The 21,524-nt window shown below is 44.2% G+C and carries 20 protein-coding genes; 14 read left to right on the top strand and 6 right to left on the bottom strand.

Annotated elements, in window-relative coordinates:
* The first annotated feature begins 4 nt into the window (after nucleotides 1-4).
* The 10 genes from fabZ (at nucleotide 5) to QV280_RS09340 (ending at nucleotide 10,845) form a co-directional block, all read left to right on the top strand.
* On the top strand, nucleotides 5-436 hold the full coding sequence (gene fabZ / locus QV280_RS09385; RefSeq protein WP_052029581.1) for a 3-hydroxyacyl-ACP dehydratase FabZ: 432 nt from the start codon (nucleotides 5-7) through the stop codon (nucleotides 434-436).
* A 1-nt stretch (nucleotide 437) separates the two neighbouring features.
* Entirely contained in the window at nucleotides 438-1,229 is a 792-nt protein-coding gene (gene lpxA, locus QV280_RS09380) for an acyl-ACP--UDP-N-acetylglucosamine O-acyltransferase (protein WP_023403384.1), read from the top strand.
* 99 nt (nucleotides 1,230-1,328) lie between these two features.
* Nucleotides 1,329-2,471, top strand: a complete 1,143-nt coding sequence (gene lpxB / locus QV280_RS09375) for a lipid-A-disaccharide synthase (protein WP_152819575.1) — start codon at nucleotides 1,329-1,331, stop codon at nucleotides 2,469-2,471.
* On the top strand, nucleotides 2,472-3,092 hold the full coding sequence (rnhB, locus tag QV280_RS09370) for a ribonuclease HII (protein ID WP_152819576.1): 621 nt from the start codon (nucleotides 2,472-2,474) through the stop codon (nucleotides 3,090-3,092).
* An 18-nt stretch (nucleotides 3,093-3,110) separates the two neighbouring features.
* Nucleotides 3,111-6,590 carry a DNA polymerase III subunit alpha gene (gene dnaE, locus QV280_RS09365; protein WP_152819577.1) on the top strand — a complete coding sequence of 1,160 codons (3,480 nt, stop codon included), beginning with the start codon at nucleotides 3,111-3,113 and terminating at the stop codon, nucleotides 6,588-6,590.
* Between the two features lie 46 nt (nucleotides 6,591-6,636).
* Nucleotides 6,637-7,596 (top strand): acetyl-CoA carboxylase carboxyl transferase subunit alpha, encoded by a 960-nt coding sequence (accA, locus tag QV280_RS09360; protein ID WP_152819578.1) that lies wholly within the window; start codon nucleotides 6,637-6,639, stop codon nucleotides 7,594-7,596.
* A gap of 99 nt (nucleotides 7,597-7,695) precedes the next feature.
* The gene (tilS, locus tag QV280_RS09355) at nucleotides 7,696-9,033 is read left to right on the top strand and encodes a tRNA lysidine(34) synthetase TilS (RefSeq protein ID WP_367869515.1); all 1,338 of its coding nucleotides are present in this window, start codon (nucleotides 7,696-7,698) and stop codon (nucleotides 9,031-9,033) included.
* Nucleotides 9,034-9,049: 16 nt separating this feature from the next.
* On the top strand, nucleotides 9,050-9,361 hold the full coding sequence (locus QV280_RS09350) for a c-type cytochrome (protein WP_023403390.1): 312 nt from the start codon (nucleotides 9,050-9,052) through the stop codon (nucleotides 9,359-9,361).
* Between the two features lie 114 nt (nucleotides 9,362-9,475).
* Nucleotides 9,476-9,814, top strand: coding sequence for a nitrogen regulatory protein P-II (gene glnB / locus QV280_RS09345; RefSeq protein ID WP_023403391.1), 339 nt, complete (start codon nucleotides 9,476-9,478; stop codon nucleotides 9,812-9,814).
* A gap of 143 nt (nucleotides 9,815-9,957) precedes the next feature.
* Entirely contained in the window at nucleotides 9,958-10,845 is an 888-nt protein-coding gene (locus QV280_RS09340; RefSeq protein WP_152819580.1) for an endonuclease/exonuclease/phosphatase family protein, read from the top strand.
* Here the strand turns inward: QV280_RS09340 and QV280_RS09335 are convergent.
* Together QV280_RS09335 and gloB are read right to left on the bottom strand one after the other, a co-directional pair.
* A complete protein-coding gene (locus QV280_RS09335) occupies nucleotides 10,829-12,418 on the bottom strand; it encodes a LysM peptidoglycan-binding domain-containing protein (RefSeq protein ID WP_023403393.1) in 1,590 nt (529 codons plus the stop codon). The genes QV280_RS09340 and QV280_RS09335 overlap by 17 nt on opposite strands.
* Nucleotides 12,419-12,565: 147 nt before the next feature.
* A complete protein-coding gene (gene gloB, locus QV280_RS09330) occupies nucleotides 12,566-13,324 on the bottom strand; it encodes a hydroxyacylglutathione hydrolase (protein WP_023403394.1) in 759 nt (252 codons plus the stop codon).
* A gap of 38 nt (nucleotides 13,325-13,362) precedes the next feature.
* Here gloB and QV280_RS09325 point away from each other — a divergent pair, with 38 nt between their 5' ends.
* A complete protein-coding gene (locus QV280_RS09325; protein ID WP_023403395.1) occupies nucleotides 13,363-14,088 on the top strand; it encodes a class I SAM-dependent methyltransferase in 726 nt (241 codons plus the stop codon).
* An 18-nt stretch (nucleotides 14,089-14,106) separates the two neighbouring features.
* On the opposite strand, the gene rnhA is transcribed toward QV280_RS09325, so the two are convergent.
* Nucleotides 14,107-14,571 (bottom strand): ribonuclease HI, encoded by a 465-nt coding sequence (gene rnhA, locus QV280_RS09320; RefSeq protein ID WP_023403396.1) that lies wholly within the window; start codon nucleotides 14,569-14,571, stop codon nucleotides 14,107-14,109.
* A gap of 58 nt (nucleotides 14,572-14,629) precedes the next feature.
* On the opposite strand from rnhA, the gene dnaQ reads away from it, so the two are divergent.
* Entirely contained in the window at nucleotides 14,630-15,352 is a 723-nt protein-coding gene (dnaQ, locus tag QV280_RS09315; protein WP_152819581.1) for a DNA polymerase III subunit epsilon, read from the top strand.
* 105 nt (nucleotides 15,353-15,457) lie between these two features.
* On the opposite strand, the gene fadE is transcribed toward dnaQ, so the two are convergent.
* A complete protein-coding gene (fadE, locus tag QV280_RS09310; protein ID WP_152819582.1) occupies nucleotides 15,458-17,908 on the bottom strand; it encodes an acyl-CoA dehydrogenase FadE in 2,451 nt (816 codons plus the stop codon).
* A gap of 304 nt (nucleotides 17,909-18,212) precedes the next feature.
* Between fadE and lpcA the strand changes: the two genes are divergently transcribed.
* Together lpcA and QV280_RS09300 are read left to right on the top strand one after the other, a co-directional pair.
* A complete protein-coding gene (gene lpcA, locus QV280_RS09305; RefSeq protein WP_152819583.1) occupies nucleotides 18,213-18,791 on the top strand; it encodes a D-sedoheptulose 7-phosphate isomerase in 579 nt (192 codons plus the stop codon).
* Between the two features lie 35 nt (nucleotides 18,792-18,826).
* The gene (locus tag QV280_RS09300) at nucleotides 18,827-19,669 is read left to right on the top strand and encodes a class II glutamine amidotransferase (RefSeq protein WP_152819584.1); all 843 of its coding nucleotides are present in this window, start codon (nucleotides 18,827-18,829) and stop codon (nucleotides 19,667-19,669) included.
* Here QV280_RS09300 and QV280_RS09295 read toward each other — a convergent pair.
* Nucleotides 19,653-20,771, bottom strand: coding sequence for a S1 family peptidase (locus QV280_RS09295; protein ID WP_152819585.1), 1,119 nt, complete (start codon nucleotides 20,769-20,771; stop codon nucleotides 19,653-19,655). The two genes, QV280_RS09300 and QV280_RS09295, sit on opposite strands and share 17 nt — an antisense overlap.
* Before the next feature lie 166 nt (nucleotides 20,772-20,937).
* A complete protein-coding gene (gene purN / locus QV280_RS09290) occupies nucleotides 20,938-21,522 on the bottom strand; it encodes a phosphoribosylglycinamide formyltransferase (protein ID WP_152819586.1) in 585 nt (194 codons plus the stop codon).
* Nucleotides 21,523-21,524: the final 2 nt, after the last annotated feature.

The following is a 21,524-nucleotide window of genomic DNA, read 5'->3' as shown; positions in this document are numbered from 1 at the left end:
GACCATGGATATTATGGAGATTCAATCTCTTCTTCCACACCGTTATCCGTTTTTACTTCTTGATCGTGTCACCGATTACGAAGAAGGAAAATATCTAGTTGGTTTGAAAAACGTGAGCTTTAATGAACCTCAGTTCACTGGTCACTTCCCGCAACTGCCTGTATTTCCTGGGGTACTTATCCTAGAAGCTATGGCTCAGGCAACGGGCTTGCTTGCATTTAAAACCTTTGGTGCACCAAAAGAAAATGAATTGTATTATTTTGCTAGCGTAGACCAAGCAAAATTCCGTAAACCCGTAACTCCAGGTGATCAAATGATCATCGAAGTAGAACTGTTAAAAAACCGTCGCGGCATTGCGATGTTTAACGGTGTTGCTAAAGTTGATGGTGAGGTTGTTTGTTCTGCAGAATTAAAATGTGCTCGTCGAGAATTCTAATATGATTGATCCTACTGCAAAAATTCACCCAACTGCAGTTATTGAAGGCAATGTAAAAATTGGCGCTAACACTAGCGTAGGGCCATTTACATACATCAGTGGCGATGTTGAAATTGGTGAAGACAATGAGATTATGTCTCATGTCGTGATTAAAGGCTTAACCAAAATTGGTAATGGAAACCGCGTGTTTTCTTTTGCCATTTTAGGTGAAGAAAACCAAGATAAGAAATATCACGGTGAAGCTACCCAACTTGTGGTAGGCGATCGTAACGTGATTCGCGAAAGCGTGCAGATGCACCGTGGCACAGTTCAAGATAAGGGCATTACTCAAGTAGGTAGTGATAACCTATTTTGTGTGAATGCACATATTGCACATGATTGTGTGATTGGTGACAACGTTATTCTTGGTAACAACGCCACTCTTGCAGGACACGTTAAAGTACAAGACTACGTAATTCTTACTGCGCTCGTTCCTGTGCACCAGTTCTGTACTTTGGGCGCGCACGCGTTCATCGGCGGCGGTTCTACTGTAGCGCAAGACATCCCTCCATTTGTGATGGCGCAAGGTAACCACTGTAGTCCTATCGGTATTAACTCTGAAGGCATGAAACGCCGCGGCTTTGAGAAGCAAGATATTCTCGCTGTGCGTCGTGCATTTAAAACCCTATATCGATCAGGTCTAACTTTAGATGAAGCTAAAGTTGAAATTGCCAAATCAGCAGACGAATACCCTGCGGTTAAGCAATTCATTGATTACCTAAATAATGATGTTAATCGTGGCATCATTCGCTAATAACAGCGTTTAGTTTTCCTTTTTAAAAGATCGCTGTAATGGGCGATCTTTTTATTTGTGTGCTTTTTTGTTTCCTTTTTTTGTCTGGGAGTGCAATGTATGAGTCGACCATTACGTATCGGTGTTGTTGTTGGAGAGTTGTCTGGGGACACACTAGGTGAAGGTCTTATCAAGGGAATTCAGCAAAAATATCCTGATGCTGAATTTGTTGGAATTGCCGGACCAAAAATGCAGGCATTAGGTTGTCGCTCTCTGTTTGACATGGAAGAGTTATCGGTCATGGGATTGGTTGAAGTCCTAGGGCGGTTGCGTCGAATTTTGCACATCAAAAAAGAAACCGCTAAGTTTTTCAAGCAGTGGCAACCGGATGTTTTTATCGGTATTGATGCCCCTGATTTTAATTTGCGACTTGAGCTAGAATTGAAAAATGCCGGTTTAAAAACCGTGCATTACGTGAGCCCTTCAGTATGGGCATGGCGTCCGAAGCGCATCTTTAAAATCGATGCCGCAACCGATCTTGTGTTAGCTTTTCTTCCTTTCGAAAAAGCCTTTTACGATAAGTATCAAGTGGCGTGTGAGTTTGTTGGACACACTTTAGCCGACGCAATCCCTATGCATTCAAGCAAAAGCGAAGCGCGTGAACGTTTTGGCCTACAGCAAGACAAACGCTGGCTTGCGGTACTGCCGGGCAGTCGTCGCGGTGAAGTAAAGTTAATGGCGCAAGACTTTATTGAAGGCTGTAAACTGCTGCATGAAAAATACCCAGAGATTGGTTTTATCGTATCAGCGGTCAACCCAGCACGAAAAGCTCAGTTTGAAGAAGTTTGGCAACAAACCGCACCTGAACTCGACTTTCAAATCATTGAAGAAAACTCGGCGCGTAATATTATGGCCGCAGCCGATTTTATTTTACTGGCCTGTGGCACAGCGGTTTTAGAAGGCATGCTGGTTAATCGCCCAATGGTGACCGCATACAAGGTCAATAAAATTTCCGGATTTATTGCTAAGCGTATGATGCTGAATAAGTATTACAGCTTGCCTAACTTGCTAGCGGATGAAGAGCTACTTACTGAGTTGATTATGGAAGAATGTAATCCACAGCAAATATTCACAGCGATGCAGAATATTATCGATGGTGATACCACCTATATGACGGATAAGTTTAGCGAAATGCACGCGTGGATAAAGCGTGACGCTGATACTCAAGCAGCCAACGCGGTATTGAATTTAATAGGCAAATAAATGGCAAAAGCAAAAGTAGAATACCCTCCCTTTGAGTACCCAAAAGGTTACTCTTTGTTTGCCGGAGTGGATGAAGTCGGGCGAGGCCCACTGGTGGGTGATGTCGTCACTGCAGCGGTTATTTTAGATCCGAATAACCCTATCGAAGGGCTGACTGATTCAAAGGCGCTGTCTGAGAAGAAACGTTTGGCGTTATTTCCAGAAATTAAACAAAAAGCGCTAGCATGGTCAGTCGGTCGCTGTTCACCTGAAGAAATCGACGAGTTGAATATTTTGCATGCTACTATGCTGGCGATGACGCGCGCCATTGAAGGCCTGTCCATTAAGCCAGACTTTGCCTTAATTGATGGTAATCGAGTGCCGACCATCGCGATGCCGGGGCTTGCGGTCGTGAAAGGCGATTTAAGAGTGGCTGAAATCAGCGCCGCTTCTATCATCGCTAAAGTGGTGCGCGACCAAGAAATGGTTGAGCTTGATGAAAAGTACCCACAATTTGGTTTTGCGAAACATAAAGGGTATCCGACTAAGGCACATTTTGCCGCCATCGAAGAGCACGGCGTGATTGCTGAGCACAGAAAAAGTTTTAAGCCAGTTAAACGAGCGTTAGGTTTACTTGACTAACGGAACAACAGAGTAATTATGACAGAGCCGAAGTTTATACATTTACGCGTCCACAGTGACTATTCCATGGTGGATGGCTTGTCGAAAGTACCGCCTTTAGTCAAGAAAGTGGCAGAGCTTGGTATGCCTGCGGTAGCATTGACCGACTTTACTAACCTATGTGGTCTGGTGAAGTTTTATAACAAGGCTCACGGCGAGGGCGTTAAGCCCATTATTGGCGCTGACTTTATGATGCAGTCACCCGAGTTTGGTGATGAATTAACCCGTATCACAGTCTTGTCTGCTAATAACCAAGGTTATAAAAACCTGACTCTATTGATTTCTAAAGCCTACCTGCGCGGTCATGTTCAACACCAACCTGTTATCGATAAAGAATGGTTAGCCGAGCTTAACGAAGGTTTAATTGTTCTCTCTGGCGGTAAAAGTGGCGAGTTAGGCAAAGCTTTATTAAAAGGCAACGACGACCTGACTCAGCAGTGCATCGATTTTTATCAGCAACATTTTGCCAATCGTTTTTATTTGGAACTGACCCGTACAGGCCGCGTTGACGAAGAGAGCTATCTGCATTTTGCGCTAGAATGCGCACAGCAGAGTAACTTGCCTGTCGTGGCAACCAACGAAGTGGTCTTTTTAAACCCAGAACAATTCGACGCCCATGAAATACGTGTGGCGATCCACGATGGTTTTACTCTAGAAGATCCGCGTCGTCCAAAAAATTACAGTGCTCAGCAGTATTTGCGCACTGAAGAAGAAATGTGTGAGCTGTTCTCAGACATTCCTGAAGCCTTACAAAACAGTGTTGAAATTGCTAAACGTTGTAACGTTACCGTACGTCTAGGGGAGTATTTCTTACCTAACTTCCCAACCGGTGATATGAGCATTGAAGAATTCTTAGTGCATAAGTCTGAAGAAGGCTTAGAAGAGCGCTTAGAGTTTTTATTCCCCGATCCTAAAGTGCGCGCCGAGCGTCGCCCTGAATATGATGAGCGACTGCAAATCGAGCTAGGCGTTGTTAACCAGATGGGCTTCCCCGGTTACTTCCTGATCGTAATGGAGTTCATCCAGTGGTCGAAAGACAACGACATTCCAGTAGGCCCAGGCCGTGGTTCAGGTGCGGGTTCATTGGTGGCTTATGCGCTGAAGATCACTGACCTTGATCCATTAGAATACGATCTGCTATTCGAACGATTCTTAAACCCTGAACGTGTCTCCATGCCCGATTTCGATATCGACTTTTGTATGGATAAGCGCGATCAGGTTATCGATCACGTGGCTGAGTTGTATGGTCGAGATGCGGTATCGCAGATCATCACCTTCGGTACTATGGCAGCCAAAGCGGTTATTCGTGATGTAGGCCGAGTGTTAGGTCACCCATACGGTTTTGTTGATCGTATTTCCAAATTAGTGCCACCCGATCCGGGCATGACGCTAAGCAAAGCATTTGATGCTGAGCCACAACTTGGCGAGCTCTATGATGCCGATGATGAGGTCAAAGATCTTATCGATATGTGTCGCATCCTAGAAGGGTGTACACGTAACGCAGGTAAACACGCCGGTGGCGTGGTGATCTCACCCACCACAATTACGGACTTTTCACCGATCTATGCGGATGCTGAAGGGCACTTCCCAGTTACTCAGTTTGATAAAAATGACGTAGAAACCGCAGGTCTGGTTAAGTTTGACTTCTTGGGGTTACGTACTCTAACGATCATTGATTGGGCGCTAGGGCTAATTAACCCAAGGCTTGAAAAAATGGGTGAAGAGCCGGTTCGCATCGAATCGATTCCTTTGCAAGATGAAGCCTCGTTCAGAGTGCTACAAAACTCCGAAACGACTGCGGTATTCCAGCTTGAATCTCGCGGCATGAAGGATTTGATCAAGCGTCTTAAACCGGACTGTTTTGAAGACATCATCGCACTGGTGGCGCTATTTCGTCCCGGCCCATTACAATCGGGCATGGTAGATAACTTTATCGACCGTAAGCACGGTCGAGAAGCCATCTCTTACCCTGATGAAACATGGCAACATGATTCATTAAAAGAAACCCTAGAACCGACCTACGGCATCATTCTGTATCAAGAACAGGTTATGCAAATCGCCCAGATTTTGGCGGGCTATACGCTCGGCGGCGCAGATATGTTGCGCCGTGCTATGGGTAAGAAAAAACCGGAAGAGATGGAGAAACAGCGCTCAGTCTTTAAAGAAGGGGCAGAAAATAACGGCGTAGATGGCGAGTTGTCGATGAAAATCTTCGACTTGGTAGAAAAATTTGCCGGCTATGGTTTTAACAAATCGCACTCGGCGGCGTATGCATTGGTTTCATACCAAACGCTATGGCTAAAAACCCATTATCCAGCTGAATTCATGGCGGCGGTAATGACCGCGGATATGGATAATACGGAAAAAGTGGTCGGCTTGGTCGATGAATGTATCCGTATGGGGCTGAAAATCTTACCGCCGGATGTAAACTCGGGTCTATATCGCTTTAACGTTGATGAAACCGGCGCGATTGTGTACGGTATTGGCGCGATTAAAGGGGTCGGTGAAGGCCCAATTGATAGCATGATCGAGGCGCGAGCCAAAGACGGCCACTTTAAAGATCTGTTTGATTTTTGTGCGCGTGTTGATCTTAAAAAATGCAACAAGCGTGTGATTGAAAAGCTTATTCAAGCAGGCGCACTAGATCGTCTAGGCCCACACCGAGCGGCTATGATGGCCTCTGTAGATGCAGCGGTAAAAGCGGCGGGTCAATACCACCAAGCAGAAGCCTTTGGACAGTCGGATATGTTTGGCGTATTAACCGATACCCATTCCGATGTTGAGCAAGCCTATGCGCAAGTGCCTAAATGGCCTGAAAAAGTGTGGCTAGAAGGGGAGCGAGAAACGCTCGGCTTATATTTAACTGGCCACCCTATTAACTTGTATCTACGCGAGTTGGCAAAATACACTAGCTGTCGATTAAATAACGCCACACCAACCAGACGTGACCAATCTGTTACGTTAGCAGGTTTAGTTATTGCGGCTAAAGTGATGACCACCAAGCGCGGAACTCGCATTGGTATTCTGACTTTAGACGACCGTTCGGGGCGAATGGAAGTGATGTTATTTTCTGATATGCTAGAAAAGTATGCAGAACTTGTAGAAAAAGATAGAATTGTAGTGGTTTCTGGACAGGTCAGCTTTGATGATTTCAATGGTGGCCTTAAAATGACGGCTCGTGAAGTCATGGATCTTGGCCATGCTCGTGAGAAATACGCTTCTGGACTCAGTATCTCGATATCAGAGTCTCAAATTGATGCACAGTTCTTTGAACGCTTCAGTCGAGTGTTAGAGCCGCATCGCGCTGGTACTATTCCAGTCCATATTTATTATCAACGTAGCGACGCAAGAGCCAAGTTATCCTTGGGTGTTGAATGGCGAGTTACGCCAAGCGATACGTTGATTGACGATTTAAAGCAGCTACTTGGGAATGACCAGGTAGAACTCGAATTTAACTGATTACAGAACACCCTGTATTCAGAGCAAAAAAATGAAGGAATGCTAGATGAGTTTGAACTTTCTAGAGTTTGAAAAGCCAATTGCAGAGCTTGAAGCTAAAATTGAAGCCCTACGCGATGTAAGTCGCCACGGCGGAGGAGATGGAGTAGACCTAGACAAGGAAATCACTTCTCTTGAAAAGAAAAGCTTAGAACTGAAAAAGAAAATTTTTGGTGATCTAGGTGCGTGGCAAGTGGCTCAACTTGCTCGTCACCCACAGCGTCCTTACACTTATGATTACATTGAAAATGCCTTCACTGAATTTGATGAATTATGCGGTGATCGTGCGTTTGGCGATGACAAAGCTATCGTTGGTGGCATGGCTCGTCTAGATGGACGTCCGGTAATGGTTATTGGTCATCAAAAAGGCCGTGAAACCAAAGAGAAAGTCATCCGTAACTTCGGTATGCCAAAACCTGAAGGTTACCGTAAAGCCCTGCGTCTAATGAAGATGGCTGAGCGCTTTAACATGCCTATTATTACCTTTATTGATACTGCGGGTGCTTACCCAGGTGTCGGTGCGGAAGAGCGCGGTCAATCTGAAGCAATTGCAACGAATCTAAAAGCGATGGCAGGTCTTACTGTTCCTGTTATTTGTAACGTTGTAGGTGAAGGCGGTTCTGGTGGTGCATTGGCGATTGGTGTCGGTGACTACGTGAACATGCTTGAGTACTCAACATACTCGGTTATCTCTCCAGAAGGTTGTGCTTCTATCTTATGGCGTGACTCTGAAAAAGCGCCACAAGCTGCAGATGCAATGGGCTTAGTTGCACCGCGCTTGAAAGAGTACGGCTTGATTGATGAAATCATTACTGAACCGCTAGGCGGCGCGCACAGAGATCCAGTCCATACAGCTGAGAATATTAAAGCGGTATTGATTCAGCAGTTAAAAGAGCTAGACAGCAAAAGTGAAGAAGAGCTACAGGAGCGCCGTTACGAGCGCTTGATGAGCTACGGTTACTGCTAAGCTAAATTTGCTCAACCGCAAATGATGAAATAATGAGAAAGGTGAGCACTAGCTCGCCTTTTTTGCTTTATGAATACCATGAATATAGTGAGAAATGCCGTGGACATTATTTTCGATACTTTTTGCAAAGTCATTGAAGCTTATCGAAGTTCTGATTCAAAAATCGTACTGGCATTAAGTGGAGGGCTAGACTCTCGAGTGATGCTTCATTGCTTATCCCGTTATCAGGGTTTGGCTCGTTATCAAACTCAAAACCAAACAACTAAAGTGATGGCGGTGCATGTTAATCATGGTTTAAGCCAAAATGCGGCGCACTGGACAACGCAATGTCAGCAGTGGTGTGAAGCCTCCTCAATCGTTTTTTGCGTAGAACATGCCCATTTAGATATCAACAGTAAACAGAGCCTAGAAGCGCAAGCTAGAGACGCACGTTATGAGTTATTGGCTAAGCACCTGCAGAACGGTGATTTGTTATTAACGGCGCAACATGCCGATGATCAACTCGAAACTCTATTATTGGCATTAAAGCGTGGTAGTGGCCCAAGAGGGTTGGCTGGAATGGGGGCGTCATCTGCTTTTCAGGACAGCTTACTAGTAAGGCCTTTTCTGTCCTTACGCCGAGAACAACTGCATGATTATGCCGTTGAGCATCAATTGCAGTGGGTAGAAGACGAAAGCAATCAAGACACTAAGTTTGATCGCAACTTTTTAAGGCATGCAGTGGTTCCGCAACTATCGAAGCGCTGGCCAGAAATACAAAAAAATGCCCTGCGCAGTGCTGAGCTATGCTTTGAACAAGAGCAGCTGCTTGATGAATTACTGCAACATCAATATCAGCAAACCCTGAACCCTGATAATAGCCTGAGTATGCAACGTTTAAGTGCGGTGTCTGAAGCGATTCGTCATCGCTTAATTCGTCAATGGTTTAAGCAGCACAATCAACCAATGCCCAGTCGCAAGCAGCTTATTTTATTGTTCAATGAAGTGATAGGGGCGGGCGCAGATGCTAATCCTAAGTTGGTCATTGGAGATAGGACAGTGCGCCGATTCCAAAACTCGATTCACTTGGTTAAAGAGATTGAGCCGCCACAAGAGTGGCAGTCAGTGTTAAAGAGCAATCAAATCTTAGATCTGCCGCATCAATTAGGCAGTGTTGTATTAGGTAATCACAGCGATCTTGGCCTTGGCGTACGTGCGGCTAATGCCGATGAAAAAGCTTGGGTTCAGTTCAATCCTAGTGGTTTGAGTGCCCATCCTGCAGGGCGCGTCGGTAGTCGAAAACTAAAAAAACTGTTTCAGGAGTATCAAATTCCGCCATGGAAACGATCACTTATACCCATTTTGATGTATAACGATAAAGTGGTAGCGGTTGGCGATTTGTTTGTATGTCGCGACTTTACTGGGTCAAGTCACCGTTTTTATTGGAAGAAAAAATAATCAACAAGGTAATATTATGAAAAAGTCTCTGGTTGTTGCGGCTCTTTTGGCATCGGTTATCGGTGCAACGGCGAACGCTGCTGATATTGAAGCAGGTAAAGCAAAGGCTCAAATCTGCGCAGCTTGTCATGGTGCTGATGGAAAAGCTGTGATCGATGGTTACCCAAATCTCAATGGGCAAAATGCGAAATACATTGTTAGCTCACTCAAGGCTTATAAAGCCAAAGAAAGAAGCGGCGGGCTAGCGGTGGTAATGCAAGCACAAGCATCGCTGCTTAATGATCAAGATATGGAAAATCTAGCCGCTTATTATGCAGCAATGAAATAATAAGGCTATTTTGTCTTAGCTTGGCCAATATAGATGAATTCCTATTTGGTAATTTAGGAAAAAACATTGATAATACTTGAACTTGCCATAGGCTGAGCAAATTAGGGAGTAGAAATGAAAAAGATTGAAGCTATCATAAAACCTTTTAAACTCGACGATGTACGAGAAGCATTAGCAGAAGTCGGTATTACAGGAATGACCGTATCTGAAGTAAAAGGCTTTGGACGTCAAAAAGGCCATACTGAACTGTATCGTGGTGCTGAATACATGGTTGATTTTCTACCAAAAGTTAAGTTAGAAATCGTAGTCTCTGACGATGTTGCGGCACAATGTATCGATAAGATCGTTGAAACAGCGCAAACGGGCAAGATTGGTGACGGTAAGATTTTTGTTTCTGATGTTGAGCGAGTTGTACGTATTCGTACTGGCGAAGAAGACGAAGACGCAATCTAATCTTAGGTAGTATTGCACCTTAAATAGTAGATTAATCTTTTAAGCCCCTGCCTTAGTGCGGGGGCTTGTTGTTTTCTATACTTAGCCAAATTGCTACTATGACATCACACTTCGTTAGTTCAGATCTTCTCAACAGGTAATCTATGTCCGCACATAAAAAAACACGTTGGTTTTTGTTCATTATTGCAGGGCTCGCCATAGCCACAGTAATAGTGTTTAAAGTTTTATTCTCTGTGCCTGATGCCGAACATTTAGTGGTCACGGATGGAGTGAAAGATACCCAAGTTGAGAGCCGCTTTGAGTGCCAGAGCTTTGAGCGAAATGGCCGCACGTTAGATGATAATGGACAGATTGATGTTCTGGTGTGGAACTTATACAAACAAAATAGAGAAAATTGGAAACCAGTACTGAGTGAATTACTTAAAGGTAAGCAGTTAGCTCTATTGCAAGAGGTGAGCTTAACCGATGAGTTCAAAAGTTGGTTGTATCAAATTGAGTGGATAGGGCAACAAGCCAAAGCTTTTGAAGCTTTTGATGTCAGTGCTGGGGTACTCAATTTAGCGCCGGTTTATCCGCTTCGTATTTGTGCTCAGTTAGATTCAGAGCCGTGGCTACAACTGCCAAAGTCGGCGTTATTCGCCACTTATCCCTTGTCTGATGGCAGTGAATTAGCGGTAGGTAATTTGCACGCAATTAACTTTACGCTGGGTACTGACGAGTATCGACAACAGGTAATTACTTTGGTGAACAAACTAAAAAGGCACCCAGGTCCGGTGATTTTTGGTGGGGATTTTAATACTTGGAGTGATGAACGAATGCAAAAGCTTGGCCAAATCATGGCTACCGCACATTTTAAAGAAGCAGTGTTCCCTAGTGGTCAGCGCTCAGAGTTTATGAATGGGCATGTATTGGATCATATTTACTATCGTGATCTGCAGTTAATAACAGCAAAGGCGCCAACAAGTGACGCCTCTGATCATAATCCATTACTGGCAAGTTTTGCGTTAATAGCTGCTAAACCGTCACTTTAGTTACATCGACATACAGCTTCAGTTTTTGTCCTAGCTTAAGGTATTTCGACGTGTTCAAGTTGTTCCATTTGACCACGTCACTAGAGCGTACTTTAAAGCGATGCGCGATACTGCTGATGCTGTCACCACTGCGCACATTGTAGTAAACGGTGCGCATCACAGCGCCAGGAGAGCCTTTTTTCCAAACTACTAACTTCTGGCCAACGCGCAAAGTATCTTTTGGCGCCATACCATTCCATTTAGCTAAAGATTGTACTGAGACGTTGTGTTGTTTGGCAATATTCCAAAAACTTTCACCCGATTTTACGGTATGTGAAACTTTATAATCACCTCGACTGCGAGACTGAGTCTGTTTGAGTCGATTCTCGGCGCTCAGTATATAAGCACTGTTTGATTGAGTTGATGTTGGGATCAGCAAATAGTGTCCAGCTCGAATATTTGAGTTAGACATACCGTTAGCCGTTTGAATCACTTTAATCGTGGTTTTATGCTTTTGTGCAATCAAACCTAGGCTGTCACCCGCTTTTACCTTGTAGCGAATCAGCTTAACGCCTTTGCCACGGTTCTTTTCTACTTTGGCTAAAAACTGTTCTTTTTTCTCAATAGGAATCAGAAGTTTATGAGGCCCATCAGGCGCGGTTGCCCATTGATTATAAGCTGGGTTATAGCTTTGCAGTTCTTTAACGCTTATATCGGCGTACTGAGCGGCAATGCCAAGATCTAACTGCTCTTTAGGGTCGACTTGCACTAACACTGGTTTGTTTTCAATGGCTGGGATTTCAACGCCGTATTTTTCTTGGTGAGCCACAATATCCGCAATTGCCATTAGTTTAGGCACATAGGCGCTGGTTTCTTGCGGCAGTTCTAGGGAGAAAAAGTCCGTTGGCTTATTTAGACGACGGTTTTTGCGAATAGCACTGCTCACGCGACCACCACCACTGTTGTAGGCCGCAATAGCGTGATTCCAGTTACCATCAAAACGATTATTTAAGTCGCCAAGGTATTTTAAAGCGGCATCTGTAGAGGCAGAAACATCACGACGACCGTCATACCAATAGTTTTGTTCAAGCCCATACCATTTACCGGTTCCGGGAATGAACTGCCATAAGCCTGCTGCACTGCCATGAGAATAGGCAAAGGCATCATAAGAACTTTCTACAACAGGAAGCAGTGCCAACTCCATTGGTAAGTTCTTTTGCTCGATCTTTTCTACAATAAGGTGTAGGTACGGCTCGGCTCTTTTAGAGACGGTTCTAAGGTGGCTTGGGTGTTTGATATACCAGTTACGGTAATATTCTACTTTTTCATCATTGGCGACAGGCAACTTAAGTTGCATGCCAATACGTTTCCACAAGTCTTGCTGTTGCTGAGGGGTTAGCTCAGGCGCCTTTTCCACTTCTTCAACGGGCTCTACAGCCACTTCTTGAGGTTTTTCTTGGGCTGGTGGCGCAATCTCAACTTGGCTTTGTTGTGTTGTTGGAGGAAGCTCTGTGACCTCTTTTTCTGTGGGCTGCTGTGGTGTCTGACAGCCTGTAAGTACCAGAGCTAATATCCAGCTGTATTTCAATTTCATGCAAAAGCCTTCGTGCTATGTCTTTCCCATTATTTGTAATCACTGTTCAGTGTTATTGGTTTTATGAACAAAAGTGTTGTACCCGTTGTCGTTAGAAACGGGTTATTAAATGGGTGTAAATAAAATATTGTGCCAGAGTGTACTTAATTAGAAGCTATCTTTCCATTTACGCAGTGCGGTAAAAACACCTTCAGGGGAAAGATCTTCAGTTTTATGTGCTACTGAGTTAATGACTTCAGGCATATCAACCCTTAAAAAAGGATTAATCCATTTTTCTTGTTCAATTGTAGTCGGTAGAGTGGGCTTTTGATGGGCTCTCAGCTGATTTACTTTTTCGCGGTAAATTTGTAACTGCGGGTTACTAGGCTCGATTGCCATGGCAAACGATAGGTTGTTCGAGGTGTATTCGTGCGCGCTGTACACTTCGGTTTCCACGGGTAGTGATGCCAGTTTTTGCAGTGATTGCCACATTTGTGCCGGTGTTCCTTCAAATACTCGGCCACAACCTGCCGAAAATAGCACATCGCCACAAAACAGTTTGCCATCACCTAGAAAACCAATGTGGCCTAAGGTGTGTCCCGGCAAATCAAGTACGATAAAGTGTTCACCAAATAACTCTAACTGTTGCCCTGCGCCTACAGAGTGAGTAAGGCCAGCTACGGCATCTTTTTGCGGACCCACAATAGTGACGTCAGAAAATTCACGTTTAAGCTCTGAGACGCCGCCAATATGATCCGAATGGTGATGAGTGATCAGTATTGTGTTCAGTTGCAAATCGTGTTCTTTGAGGTAAGCCAAAACTGGAGTTGCGTCGCCCGGATCGACAACGGCACATTGACCTTGGTTATTGTGAATAAGCCAGATGTAATTATCATTAAATGCAGGTATGCTTTTTACGACTAACATTAAGATATTCCTATTGTTTCTTTACGGATGACTGCTGAATGCGACCAGCTCGGATATCACGGAAAATAACCCAACCCCATTCTTGGGATGACCTACCTAAGCATAAGTGGGTTCGTGACGCTATACAGATGCGTTTGGATGAGTGGTGCCCGAAATTATTTGGCTACCATATGCTTAAGTTAGGTGGCTTGAGCTGTGAGATTACCAGTTGTAACTGTAATATTCAGCATCAAATCAACTTGGACATCAAAAATCCAGTGCACAATGTGATTGCTGATGCTTATGATTTACCGTTTCTAGAAAAAAGCATCGATGTGGTTTTAATGGCACATCAATTGGATTATTGCTTGGACCCGCACCGTTTATTGCGTGAAGTGGATAGGGTGATGATTGATGATGGTTATCTTATCTTAACTGGATTTAATCCAATTAGCTTATCTGGACTTAATAGCTTGATGCCATGGCGCCGGCGCACTATGCCTTGGTGTGGACGAATGTTTACCCCACACAGGGTTAAAGATTGGCTCAGTGTGCTTAATTACCAAGTGGTGCATATGGATAGCTATGGTTTAGTGCCAGTGAAAAAGCAAAGGGCAATTTGGACATGGTTAGAAAATGGCATTGGCAATTGGAGCGCTCCTTTTTGTAGCCAATACTTTATTGTGGCGCGCAAAAGAACCTATCCATTAAAACCGATTAAACCCCACTGGAAACTGAAACGTCGTCTTGCGCCAGTGAGGCTTAATTGTCGAGTTAAGTCTTAACTCTTAATTTTTGCCGCTTCAAGATGGCTGATAGCCGGTGTCTTCATCGGTCGGGGACTCAGCCGCTTGGCGAGCAATTTCGTCACAGATTTCGTTTTCTCTGTGACCTGCATGACCTTTTACCCATTTCCAATCCACATCATGTCGCTGGCTTTCTGCATCGAGAGCCTGCCAAAGGTCGGCATTTTTAACTGGTTTTTTATTGGATGTTTTCCAATCGCGCTTTTTCCAGCCATGGATCCATTGGGTGATACCTTGACGCACGTATTGGCTATCGGTGGTCAATACCACTTTGCATGGCTCTTTAAGAAGTTTTAGCCCTTCTACTGCCGCCATCATCTCCATACGGTTGTTGGTGGTCAGAATGAAGCCTTTAGAAATCAGCTTCTCGTGTTCTTTGTAACGCATGACGATGCCATAGCCACCGGGGCCTGGATTGCCTAAGCACGAACCATCGGTGAAAATCTCAACTTGTTTATTCATGATTTGATATGATTGCCTAATAACAGCCTTACCTTTAGTCTGACACAGTTTTAATTTTATGAATACTAGTAACAATTCGCGCCGCATAGTGGTGCTCGATACAGAAACAACCGGTATGAACCGTGAAGGCGGTCCCACTTACCTTGGGCACAGAATCATTGAGATTGGTGCCGTTGAGATAGTGAACCGCAAGCTAACGGGTAATCACTTTCATGTTTATATTAAGCCTGATCGAGAAATACAACCGGATGCGATTGCGGTACACGGTATTACCGATGAGTTTTTGCTTGATAAGCCAGAATACAAAGACGTTCATCAAGAGTTTCTTGAATTTATCGACGGTGCTGAGCTAGTCGCGCACAACGCGCCCTTCGATGTCGGCTTCATGGACTATGAATTTAGCAAAATTGGCGCTTCGGTAGGTAAAACCCAAGACTACTGTAAAATTACCGATACCTTGGCGATGGCAAAACGCTTGCCAAATATGCCAGCGCGTAAAAACTTAGACTCATTAGCAAAACATTTTACTATCGATATTTCCGCTCGTGTATTGCACGGCGCATTACTCGATGCCGAGATCTTAGCCGACGTTTATCTGTTTATGACGGGTGGTCAAACGGCTATTCAATTTGGTGGTGGTAATTCTGAAGGGGCGGCAGGTTCAACCATTCAACGTGTGGAAGCAGGACGTGCGCCACTGCGCATAATTAAAGCCAGCGATGAAGAACTTGCCGCTCACGCTGAGCATTTAACTTTGCTCTCTGGCGAGCCCAATTGGTAAGTTAACAGCCAAGACTTGCCTTGATTCATCAGGCAATAGTTAAAATGCGATAGACAGTAAATAGCCCTGAATATTCAGGGCTATTTTGTTTTTTGATGTTAAGACTTAATGGGCGGTATCGGCTTGTTGCTGATGTTGCTTATTTTTTGCCGCGAGGTGAGCAGGATCAAAATCATCGACATTGATGGTTTTCAGCCTATGTAACTCGGCTTCTTGTAATATTTCGGCCTCTTCTTGGCTAATCATGTTCGCTTCTAGCGCTTGTTTTGCTACCAAGTCTAAATGAGTAAAAGGTTTACGCTTACCCAGTTGTTGGCAGATTTTGTCAAAAATAGGTTCAGCTTGCAGAACAACGGTTAGCGCTAATTCTAGTTGCCCATGTACACAGTGCTTTGAGGGTTCAAAGTATTGGTTGCGTCCAAGTCTACTGCGGGTTGCACTTGGCGTTTGTAAAATTTTAGCCAATGCACTATCCAGTTTATCGGATGGGGCCTTGCGCACACGTCCCATTGGCATGAGCAATACACGCAGTTTTAAACCCACAAACTTCACTGGGAAATTCACTAAGAAGTCATACATAGCCGATTCTATTTTAAATAGACTGTCTTGAGCACACCAATGCACAAGGGCAAGATCTTCTTTAGGGCTACCATCTAGCTCAAAGCGTTTTAACATGGCTGAGCATAGATAGAGCTGACCTAACATATCGGCTAGGCGCGCCGATAAACGCTCTTTACGTTTGAGTGACCCCCCTAAAAAGGCCATCGAAATATCCGATAGAAAGGCAAGGTTGGCACTGTAACGGTTAAGCTGTTGATAGTAACGTTTAGTCGCATCTGTAGCCGGTGAATCTGAGCCGATGCCATCGGTAATCCCAAAGACTAGACTGCGAGATAAGTTACTCATGGCAAAACCAACGTGCGAGAAGAGTGCCTTATCAAATTTGCTCAGTGCATCTGGCGCATCTGAATGGGCGATTTCCATCTCTTTTAAAACGTATGGATGACAACGAATTGCACCTTGCCCGTAAATCATTAATGAACGGGTTAATATATTGGCACCTTCTACGGTGATAGAGATAGGTGCACCTTGATAAGCACGACCTAAAAAGTTGGATGGACCTAACATCACCCCTTTACCGCCAGCCACATCCATAGCATCAATGGCTGCTCTTTGTCCTAGGTGAGTACAATGGTATTTTACAATGGCAGAGATAACCGAAGGTTTAGCACCGTTATCAATCGCGCCCATGGTGAGCAGGTTGGCGCCTTCCAGCAAATAAGCACTGCCGGCGATACGGGCTAACGGCTCTTCAATACCTTCCATTCTACCAATGGGCTGTTTAAATTGACGACGAATACGCGCATAGGCGCCAATGGCCAATGCATTGGTCTTGATACCTCCGGTATTGGTCGATGGCAGGGTGATCGCGCGTCCTACTGACAGACATTCAACCAGCATCTTCCAGCCTTGGCCCGCCATTTTGTGTCCACCTATAATGAAATCTATCGGTACGAACAAATCTTTAGCTTGCGTAGGGCCATTTTGAAAGGGAATATTAAGAGGGAAGTGTCGGCGACCAATTTTAACTCCGTCCAATTGAGTCGGAATAAGCGCACAAGTTATGCCTAGATCTTCTTTATCGCCGAGCAGTCCATCAGGATCTCTCAGTTTAAAGGCTAAACCCAATACAGTGGCAACAGGGGCAAGGGTAATATAGCGTTTATTCCAAGTTAAACGCATCCCTAGTACATCTTTGCCTTGCCATTTTCCTTTACAGACCACACCAAAATCAGGAATAGCGCCTGCGTCAGAGCCCGCTTCTGGGCTGGTTAATGCAAAGCAGGGGATCTCTTGGCCATTGGCTAATCGAGGAAGGTAATGATTGCGTTGTTCCTCTGTACCGTACATTTGCAAAAGCTCACCCGGCCCAAGGGAGTTAGGTACTCCTACGGTAGAGGCAACCACTATTGATGAGCCAGCCAATCTTTGCAGAACAAGGGCTTGTGCGTAAGCGGAAAACTGCAAGCCACCATATTGTTTTTTAATGATCATGGCAAAGAACTTGTTGTCTTTTAAGTACTGCCAAATCTCCGGTGGCATATCCGCTTGTTGGTGAGTGATTTCATAATCATTGATCATGGCGCACAGTTCATTTACTGGGCCATCGAGAAACGCTTTTTCTTCGTCGCTGAGTTCAGATTTAGGTATGTCTTTTAGAAACTGCCAGTTGGGTTTGCCTTGGAATAATTCGGCTTCCCACCAAGTTGTGCCCGCATCTAAGGCTTCTTTTTCAGTTTGAGACATAGGAGGAAGTACGCTTTTAAATGCTTTGAGCAGTTTTTTAGTGACGGTTTTTTGACGCCATTCATCAAATAGCATAAATGCGGTAACTGCCAGTAAGACAAACCAAGCAATGAACGAGACTCCAACGATAAATGAGCACAGCAGCAGTGCCACAGCGTTACTGACAAACCCAATAAACAAAGACTTGCGGTGATAAAGGCAAATGCCTGACACCACAAACAGTGTGAGTAGAGCAAAAAGTATATCCATGTAAAAGGTCTCTCCATTAACCATGTTTATCACAACCTAAAACCCAATAACTCAATACGCACAAGTAAAGGTAAGAGGTCGAACCAGTTTCTTTAGTATCGCAAATGTTAAGATTTTGTAAAGAGTAAGTGTTGTGGTTTTGTGAATTGGGCCGTTTGCATGCAACAGGAGGAAAAGCTGGCGCAATAGTAGACAATGAAACAATTGAGTTAGAAATCTAACGACATGCCCCTCGACACTGCTAAACTTTTCTTGTTACATTCGAGGTTACAGCAATAGCATATAATTTTAGGAGAGATCGGCTATGTACCAAGACCTTATCAAGAGTGAGCTATCGGAAGCGGCTACTGTCTTGCAGGCATTTTTATCCGATGACAACAACATTGCACAGATAGAATTGGCCGCCAAAACGATTGCCGACTCATTCAAGCAAGGTGGTAAAGTTTTATCTTGTGGTAACGGTGGCTCTCACTGTGATGCTATGCACTTTGCCGAAGAGCTTACCGGTCGCTATCGTGAAAACCGCCCGGGTTATCCTGGCATCGCTATTTCAGATCCAAGCCACCTATCATGCGTGAGCAACGATTTTGGCTATGACTTTGTTTTTTCTCGTTATATAGAAGCAGTGGCTCAAAAAGGTGACGTACTGTTTGGTCTATCTACTTCCGGTAATTCTGGCAATATTTTAAAAGCTATTGAAGCGGCCAAAGAAAAAGGCATGAAAACTATCGCCTTAACCGGTAAAGATGGTGGTAAAATGGCAGGTGTTGCGGATGTAGAAGTACGCGTACCACACTTTGGGTATGCGGATCGTATTCAAGAAATCCACATCAAGATTATCCATATTATTATTCAGTTAATCGAAAAAGAGATGGAAGCTTAATAAGAATACAACGAAAACCTTAGTAGGAGATTTATATGTGTGAACTGCTTGGCATGAGCGCCAATGTGCCAACAGATATCTGTTTTAGCTTTACTGGCCTGATTCAACGCGGTGGCAATACTGGCCCGCATAGAGATGGCTGGGGGATTACCTTTTATGAAGGGAAAGGGTTTCGCACCTTTAAAGATCCTAACCCAAGCTGCGATTCAAAAATTGCAGAATTGGTGCAAAGCTATCCTATCAAGAGTCGTGCTGTTATTAGTCATATTAGGCAAGCAAACCGTGGCGGGGTCAATCTGGAAAATACCCATCCTTTCACTCGTGAGTTGTGGGGACGTTACTGGACCTTTGCACACAATGGTCAACTGACAGGTTATCAAGATCTACCGATATCTCGCCATCGCTCTGTAGGGGAAACCGACAGTGAAAAAGCGTTTTGTTGGATCTTGGATAATTTAGAAGCTCGTTACCCTCATCCGCCTAAAGATATGAAAGAAGTGTTCCTATTTTTAGTTGAGAAATGTGATGAATTAAGAAAGATGGGCGTATTTAACATGCTACTTTCAGATGGTGAGTACGTACTTGCATACTGTACCAACCACCTTTATTACATTACTCGCCGAGCCCCGTTTGGCAAGGCAAGGTTGATTGATGAAGATGTGACGATTAACTTCCAAGAAGAAACCACACCCAACGACGTTGTTTCCGTTATCGCCACACAACCATTGACGCAAGATGAGGTATGGCACCGACTTAAGCCGGGTGAATTTACCTTATTTCAGTTCGGTGAAGTGATTGACAGCAATGTGCAGGCTTTGTCTGATGTTGCCCATGCAGAAGCCAAACCGCGCAGTCAAGCACCTACTGAAGCGCTTTAGAGCTGATATTATTGGTTGCTCTTCGTTGAGCAGCCAACAGCCCCATTAGCAACAAGCACCACATTCCCATCGTACCGCCACTTCTTTTTGAATTACTGCTTGAATCCACCGTTACTGGCTCACTAATATGCGTTGGTTCTTTCTCCTCAACAGTCACCTTCTCAACCTTATGATTTACCTTTTCAACAATGCCAGATTGTCGGTTTTCCTCGCTAATGCGCAGGTGAGTGGTGATCTCTGGATCAATTTGGTTGTTGAGTACATCGGTAATCCAGAAGTCGTAATCGGCGACTTCAGTAAATACCGAGGTAAGGCTACGCAAAGGTGTGCCACAGATTTTAGGACCAAAACTAGTGATGCCTACTAAGATATTTCGTCCATTGTGCGTCCAGTAAAGCGGGCCACCTGAGTCACCGCTACAGGTTGAATTTTTTAACTGAGTTATGGGATTATAATCGCCGTCAAAGCATAAGTGCGATTGGGTAATACTATCGCCGAATTCTTGTCGACATTTTTCGTTATCCACTAACGATAATTCTACCTTTTGTAGCGTAAGGGTCTCTTTCTTTTGGTATGTGTTGCGACCATGTCCAACGGCAATGAAGTGTGCCATGGCATCATATCGATATGATTCATCAATTGCCCAGTCGACGGGGTCACCAATTTGTCTTGGAGCTTCGAGCTTCAATATTGCAATGTCATTGGGCAGTCTGGTCGCTATATCGTCATTATAATCATTTCGATAGTAAATATTGCTGATGCGGCGACTGAAGCCTGAAATGGTAGGGTGATTGACTCGTTGATTTTGCGGCATAAATACAACTGAGGTATACAGTTGATTTTCTCGATCATTATAAATGCAATGCGCAGCGGTTAGCACATACTGTGGGGCAATTAATACGCCACCACAATAGGGGTAATAGCGGTCATTGGAGCCATATCCCGAGGGGTCATAATATAAGCTAACAAAAGAGCGATAGTCTTTTACGGTAGCATTAATACCGTTGACTATATAAGCGCTATTTTGATTTTCTGGAGTTGGTGCGCTGTGAGCACTCACCGTGAATAAACTAAGAAGAACAGTGAGCCATGGAATGCGCATATTAACCTCGTTATATGAAAACTAAGATTCTATAATGCTGATTAAATACTCGCCATATGCAACAAATTTTCAGAGAAAGGGTTTTTTATTATTTGTGACATGAAAACAGAGAATAGTATTGAAAAAAATCAATCTATTTGCGGTAAAAAGAAGCGTTATGGGGTAGTTATTGCTGCCAAACTACGCGACCTGAAATGATATCTTGAACCACTTTAGGGTAAAGAATATGCTCCGCTTTTTGCACCTTAGCTAATAGTGATTGCGGACAATCGTGCGCTTCAATCGCAACTTTCGCTTGCTCTATGATAGGGCCACTATCTAGCTTTGGCGTGACAAAGTGCACGCTACTGCCGTGTTCACTATCTCCAGCTTCAATCGCGCGCTGGTGGGTGTGTAAACCTGGATATTTAGGCAACAAAGAAGGGTGGATGTTGATCATTTTACCTAGGTAATGATTCACAAAACCGTCGGTAAGAATACGCATGTAACCTGCTAGCACAATGATATCGGGCTGATAGTCATCAATAATGCTCATCACCGCTTGATCAAAGGATTCTCGGTCAGAGAAGTCGGTATGCGATTTTACATGGGTAGGGATATTGGCTTGCTGTGCTCGCTGTAAACCAAATGCATCAGCGCGGTTACTGATAACCGCACTGACTTGACCGTCAATGTCGCCTTTAATACAAGCATCAATAATAGCCTGTAAATTACTTCCATTCCCTGAAATTAAGACGACAATTTTAGTCATTA

The sequence above is a fragment of the Vibrio sp. B1Z05 genome (genome assembly GCF_052955985.1).
This window is presented reverse-complemented; position numbering and strand designations above follow the sequence as displayed.

Bases quoted from the DNA above. Each gene is read 5' to 3' on its own strand.
- dnaQ (WP_152819581.1), top strand. From the start codon at position 14,630: ATGAATACTAGTAACAATTCGCGCCGCATAGTGGTGCTCGATACAGAA.
- lpxA (WP_023403384.1), top strand. From the start codon at position 438: ATGATTGATCCTACTGCAAAAATTCACCCAACTGCAGTTATTGAAGGC.
- accA (WP_152819578.1), top strand. From the start codon at position 6,637: ATGAGTTTGAACTTTCTAGAGTTTGAAAAGCCAATTGCAGAGCTTGAA.
- QV280_RS09325 (WP_023403395.1), top strand. From the start codon at position 13,363: ATGCGACCAGCTCGGATATCACGGAAAATAACCCAACCCCATTCTTGG.
- lpxB (WP_152819575.1), top strand. From the start codon at position 1,329: ATGAGTCGACCATTACGTATCGGTGTTGTTGTTGGAGAGTTGTCTGGG.
- glnB (WP_023403391.1), top strand. From the start codon at position 9,476: ATGAAAAAGATTGAAGCTATCATAAAACCTTTTAAACTCGACGATGTA.
- gloB (WP_023403394.1), bottom strand. From the start codon at position 13,324: ATGTTAGTCGTAAAAAGCATACCTGCATTTAATGATAATTACATCTGG.
- fabZ (WP_052029581.1), top strand. From the start codon at position 5: ATGGATATTATGGAGATTCAATCTCTTCTTCCACACCGTTATCCGTTT.
- fadE (WP_152819582.1), bottom strand. From the start codon at position 17,908: ATGGATATACTTTTTGCTCTACTCACACTGTTTGTGGTGTCAGGCATT.
- QV280_RS09300 (WP_152819584.1), top strand. From the start codon at position 18,827: ATGTGTGAACTGCTTGGCATGAGCGCCAATGTGCCAACAGATATCTGT.
- QV280_RS09295 (WP_152819585.1), bottom strand. From the start codon at position 20,771: ATGCGCATTCCATGGCTCACTGTTCTTCTTAGTTTATTCACGGTGAGT.
- QV280_RS09350 (WP_023403390.1), top strand. From the start codon at position 9,050: ATGAAAAAGTCTCTGGTTGTTGCGGCTCTTTTGGCATCGGTTATCGGT.
- purN (WP_152819586.1), bottom strand. From the start codon at position 21,522: ATGACTAAAATTGTCGTCTTAATTTCAGGGAATGGAAGTAATTTACAG.
- rnhB (WP_152819576.1), top strand. From the start codon at position 2,472: ATGGCAAAAGCAAAAGTAGAATACCCTCCCTTTGAGTACCCAAAAGGT.
- QV280_RS09335 (WP_023403393.1), bottom strand. From the start codon at position 12,418: ATGAAATTGAAATACAGCTGGATATTAGCTCTGGTACTTACAGGCTGT.
- rnhA (WP_023403396.1), bottom strand. From the start codon at position 14,571: ATGAATAAACAAGTTGAGATTTTCACCGATGGTTCGTGCTTAGGCAAT.
- lpcA (WP_152819583.1), top strand. From the start codon at position 18,213: ATGTACCAAGACCTTATCAAGAGTGAGCTATCGGAAGCGGCTACTGTC.
- QV280_RS09340 (WP_152819580.1), top strand. From the start codon at position 9,958: ATGTCCGCACATAAAAAAACACGTTGGTTTTTGTTCATTATTGCAGGG.
- dnaE (WP_152819577.1), top strand. From the start codon at position 3,111: ATGACAGAGCCGAAGTTTATACATTTACGCGTCCACAGTGACTATTCC.